The following is a 4,774-nucleotide window of genomic DNA, read 5'->3' on the forward strand; positions in this document are numbered from 1 at the left end:
AGACACAATGGTACCGTCGAGCAGGTTGAAAGCTACACTCGGCTCCTGCGCCAGCCTTCCGTTAGGCGTAAGCTGCACGTTCGGCATCAGGCTCCACCTCCCGGTACACCGGCAAAAATCGTCAAACTGCCTGTGCGCGTATCCGTCCAGACGGAAATGTAGCTGTTCGGCGGCACAATGGCTACATCAATATAGTCACCGAGCACCTCCACTGGGCCTACTCCACCCCCAGCATTCGGGTTAAAGGAGGTCGTCGTCAGGCGGCTGTTCACGAAGGTGTTACCTCCATCCGACGACTGTGCAGCGAACACATCCAGATTAAAGCCGTCCAGGCGATTGGTATAGTACACGACAACGACCAGTCCCGTCTTGGGCGACACCGAAATCGCAGGAAAGAAATTTTGCGAGCCAGGCGGGCTGTCCGTCACGACGACCGGAGCACTCCACGTTGTGCCGAAATTGAGTGATTTGGACATTAAAATATTGCTGTATCCCTGACCAAAGTCCTGCCAAACGGCATATAACGTATTTGTTGTAGAAGGCACACCCGAGCAGTCCGCGGCCAAGCTGGGAATATTCAGTATCCGAAAGCTGTAGCCGGGGACGGGCAAAGGACTGGGTACAAGCGTTATGTTGGATACGAGAATATCCCCGCTAAAGGTAGCCCCTCCATCAAAGGATCGCCGGATAAAATAAGCCGGTGTCTGCGGACCCGTACGAATCCAGCTGACATAGACGCTTCCATATTTGTCGACCGCAGGCTCAGGTCGCTCCGTGGAGGATTGGATATTCGAAAGCAATAACGGTCGGTCCCAAGTTAATCCTCCATCGGTGGAACGCTGGTAGAAGGCCACAGACCGGGCATTAAACTCTATATTGTATTGGCGGTTATATGTGACATAGACATGCCCGAGATAGGGGCTGGCTCCGGCGTTATCTGTTGTAATATTGGTCCAGTCATTATTAATGTAATCTCCAAAGCCCGGATTAATGACCACCGGAGGAGCAAAGGTGGCTCCATCGTCCGTAGAGCGGTAGATCGCGACAGCCCCGTTTTCATTTCCCGGAAACACATGTGCGGATACGATAAAAATATTGGGAAACAGATAAGCTACCATTCCCGCCTCAGCTCCTGTATATCCCGGCGGAAGCGGCAGTAAAGAATCGGTCCAGTCCGCCCCTGCGTCCAATGATCGGTAAAGACCAATGAGAGGGGGCCCGCTACTAAAGTCAACAGCGACAGCCACCACAATATTCGGATTCAACAAATTAACAGCGACACTCGGCTCAAACTTGGGTAAACCGCTGGGTGTCACTTGAAAATTTAAAGGCATCGCGAGCATTCCTTTCATTGCAAATTGGTAATCATGGAAGGGGTATCTCCAAAAATGTACCTTTTTTCAGCATAGCCTACCGACAAGCATACAAGCTTTCTATTCAGTAGATTCATAGTATAGGAGCATCCCTTCGGGGGTTTTCCAATATTCTGTTTTCGAAAGGATGATTCATTTGGCTTTTACAACCGGCTATATGACAAACACCAGAGATTTTGGTACTGCCTGCTCCAATATCGTTGTGAATGTGGTCAATGAGGATACGGTGAACGCGGCAACCGTGACGGTACAAATTTTTTTCTCGCTCGTGCCGGATACCAAGGTACCCTTGTATGTGTCATCGATTAACGTACCTGCAAACTCCATTGCCCGACGTACCTTTTTTGTACAAGGTGTACTTGCCTATGAGGTACAATACAACGTAGTCTCCGCTGCACCTTCCAATGTTGTGCTCTCCAACTTTGGACTGGATCAGTTTGGTAATGTTGTACAGGAGCATCGTGTTCTTCAGTCGGAGCTGACCACAATCCCGGCGCTGTCTCCTGTTATTTAAAAGTTGCTCTGCTCCAGTGCCTGATGTAATCTATGAGTGTAATACACGTAATTCCATTCCGGCGGTACGGACTGGACTCCTCGGCCGCTGCCTATGGCGGAATGGTCATCTGTATAATAGGAAAAGGCATGTGTATCCTGTAGCGGGCGCAGCAAATCGGTCAGATACAGCAGATCCGTCACAGCGATATAAGGTTTGACACCGTAGCACACAACAAAGCGGGTAACCGTTTCCCCAATGGCCTGAACCAGTGCTTCGTTGACAGAATAATACGGCCTCGGCGTTATGATTAGCCGAGGATCGAGCATCATCGGCAGGAAGGAAGAGGCGCCCTGTTCCGGCGTAAGATCCAGCAACCGCACCAAGCAATTGCTATAATGCTGCTCCAGCAGATTATCCAGCAACGGCTCAGCCTGAGTCATATCCGTGACAGGCATTAAAATGGTCATTTCAAGCGGGATACCCCGGCGCGCTCTCGCCTCATGCTTGGCGATTTGAAATGTGTGCCGCCAGCGTCGATGTTCCATTTGGCTGTGCAAGCTGGCCGATACACTAAAAGCAGAATTCACCCGGTAATCCATCAGGATCTCCGGGATGAATTTCATGCTGCACGTCTCGGTCAGCCGCAGCCAGTAATCATAATCCTCCACGGGTTGCAACCGATAGCCGCCGATCCGGCGGGCATATTTGCTTTTGTACATAAATGAAACCCCAACAATGCTGGCGTTCAGCAGTTCCTCATGCGACTGGCTCTGATACCGGATCAGCGTTTGTTGATGCTGCTCATCATACAACGGGCTTCCTGAAGCATCAATCTGGCGGAAGGTGGAGAATACAAGGCCGAGCGAGTCCGGCCCGTGCTCCAGCTCTCGTCGCAGTCGTTCTATAAAGCCGGGATAATATACATTGTCACTGGATACCCAGGTCACATATGTGATCGCCGGATCTTGGAACAACTCGTCAAACCCCCGGTTGAGGGCACTGGATACTCCTTTGTTCTCAGGAAGTGTAATCAACTGGACACGCGGGTCCCCCCCTGCTGCGTGGAGCGCCGGCCCTACCATTTCCGGCGCTCCGTCAATAACAATGATAAAGCGAAATGCCCTGTAGCTCTGAGCTAGTACGGATGAGATCGCAGCTTGTAGATAACCGATATCCTGTTTGTACAGCGGCATAACAATCCCCGTATCTACCATATCAATCCCCCCCTGACAGACTTCCGGCTTTATTAGGAAAAACCGTTCAACAACTGACTGAAGCGATCTCGATACCGTGCTTGAGTTATGCTGTACTCCCGCTCAACGGCCGGCCAATGCTTTTGGGTTCCCATTTCATCATGCCAACGGTAGTTGACCAGCGGTTCGTTCAGAAAAGGAAATGGATATCGCGCCAGCATCACTCGGTACCACATATCCAGATCATGGGTATACGGCAGCAATTCATCGAACAGACCGATATGTGAGAACAGATCCTTTTTAAACATGACCGTGCATCCGTTGACCGGATTTCCTTGCTGGAAAAAACGATAAAACTCCGGTAGGGAAGGAAACACAGCCGCCGCCTGATGGGTTGTAATCTGGCTGTAGTTATTGATGAAATTGAAATTGGTGTGAGAGATATACGCGCCTTGTTCCACCATAAAAGATACCTGGTTGTTTATTTTATCCATATGATAGGTATCATCTGAGCTGAGCCACGCAATGTATTCGCCACTAGCATGCCGAATGCCATGATTCAGTGCGCTGGCCGTTCCTCCATTGGCTTTCCCTAAATAATGTATATATGGAAGATAAGGTTGAAGCAATTCGGTATGTGTCGTGGAACCGTCATCGACGACAATAATTTCAAGCGGACCGTAGGTTTGCTCTAATGCGCTTTGCAGAGCCTGATCCACGTATCCACAGTTATAAAATGGAATGACGATCGTTACACTCGGTCTCATATCGTTCCTTCCTTTCCGGCTCGGTGGTATCGGATCATATCCTCCAGCGATTGCCCCAACTGTATAATCGGCCTCCACCCCATGTCCTCCAGCTCCTCGGCCCGGTATGCATCCGTAGACGCTGATTCTGCCGCGTCCCCCCATTGGATGGCGACAGGTGTCTCTGCCAGTGCAACCATACGTTCCACAATGTCGCCCAGCTCCACGATGCGACCTGTACAGACCGGGTAAACCTGCCCCGGCACACCTTGCTCCAGCAGCACACCATATGCGCGGACGGCATCGCGCACGTCGAGAAAGTCACGCTGCGCATGTCGGGAAGATACCCGGAACGGTGCGGGTTCGAGGGCGGGCAAAGGCTCAGGAACTGATTCGGTTGCCGACTCCCTGTACGTGCGCTCTGTACTGATGATATGACCTGCCAGCAATGCGCAAAAGCCGGTGGAGGGACCCGGGCCAATCAGATTGCAAGGCTCCGCCAGCATGACGGATTGGCCGAACAACGCGCTCCAGGAGAGCGCGACTGCCTCTTGAAGGCTTTTGCTGAGACTGTACGGATGCGATGGATGATATGGAGCCTGCAAAGCCGCTTTCAGCCGGGAACCCGCCACGACAATCCGGGCTGTGGGAAAAGGGCGCAGCGCATCCAGCAGATACAGCGTGGACAGCACATTGGATTCCATGTAGAGCAGCGGGCTTTGCCATGATTCGGGCACCGAATTTTTACCACCCAGATGAAGCACATAATCCGGCGCAATCTGGCCTATCACTTCGCGAAGATGTTCCTTATCGAGCAAATCGCATACATAAGACGTGATGTAGAAGCTGGTGCCAGAATTTGCGCTGGAGTTCTCATCACCGTTCAACTGCAAGATCAGCTCCCGAGCGGAAGCAGCCGTGCGGGTCAGCGCCGCTACCTCCCAGCCGAGCTTTGCAAAATGGCGG

General features: G+C 51.7%; 5 protein-coding genes. 1 reads left to right on the forward strand and 4 read right to left on the reverse strand.

Going from position 1 to position 4,774, the window contains the following annotated elements; genetic code table 11:
- Window positions 1-86: 86 nt before the first annotated feature.
- A complete protein-coding gene (locus L696_RS0105675) occupies window positions 87-1,334 on the reverse strand; it encodes a sialidase family protein (protein ID WP_025682786.1) in 1,248 nt (415 codons plus the stop codon).
- A 166-nt stretch (window positions 1,335-1,500) separates the two neighbouring features.
- On the opposite strand from L696_RS0105675, the gene L696_RS0105685 reads away from it, so the two are divergent.
- Window positions 1,501-1,887 carry a hypothetical protein gene (locus tag L696_RS0105685; RefSeq protein WP_245233297.1) on the forward strand — a complete coding sequence of 129 codons (387 nt, stop codon included), beginning with the start codon at window positions 1,501-1,503 and terminating at the stop codon, window positions 1,885-1,887.
- Here L696_RS0105685 and L696_RS0105690 read toward each other — a convergent pair.
- From L696_RS0105690 to L696_RS0105700, 3 genes are all read right to left on the reverse strand, one after another.
- Window positions 1,884-3,083: a glycosyltransferase family 2 protein gene (locus L696_RS0105690; protein WP_025682788.1), complete on the reverse strand. Its 1,200-nt coding sequence runs from the start codon at window positions 3,081-3,083 to the stop codon at window positions 1,884-1,886. The two genes, L696_RS0105685 and L696_RS0105690, sit on opposite strands and share 4 nt — an antisense overlap.
- Before the next feature lie 32 nt (window positions 3,084-3,115).
- Window positions 3,116-3,829, reverse strand: coding sequence for a glycosyltransferase (locus L696_RS0105695; protein WP_025682789.1), 714 nt, complete (start codon window positions 3,827-3,829; stop codon window positions 3,116-3,118).
- Window positions 3,826-4,774: NAD-dependent epimerase/dehydratase family protein (locus tag L696_RS0105700; protein ID WP_025682790.1), on the reverse strand; the 949-nt coding region annotated here is incomplete at its 5' end. The genes L696_RS0105695 and L696_RS0105700, both read right to left, overlap by 4 nt.

This window comes from Paenibacillus maysiensis (assembly GCF_000520815.1).
GTDB lineage: Bacteria > Bacillota > Bacilli > Paenibacillales > Paenibacillaceae > Paenibacillus > Paenibacillus maysiensis.

Bases quoted from the DNA above. Each gene is read 5' to 3' on its own strand.
- L696_RS0105675 (WP_025682786.1), bottom strand. From the start codon at position 1,334: ATGCCTTTAAATTTTCAAGTGACACCCAGCGGTTTACCCAAGTTTGAG.
- L696_RS0105685 (WP_245233297.1), top strand. From the start codon at position 1,501: ATGATTCATTTGGCTTTTACAACCGGCTATATGACAAACACCAGAGAT.
- L696_RS0105690 (WP_025682788.1), bottom strand. From the start codon at position 3,083: ATGGTAGATACGGGGATTGTTATGCCGCTGTACAAACAGGATATCGGT.
- L696_RS0105695 (WP_025682789.1), bottom strand. From the start codon at position 3,829: ATGAGACCGAGTGTAACGATCGTCATTCCATTTTATAACTGTGGATAC.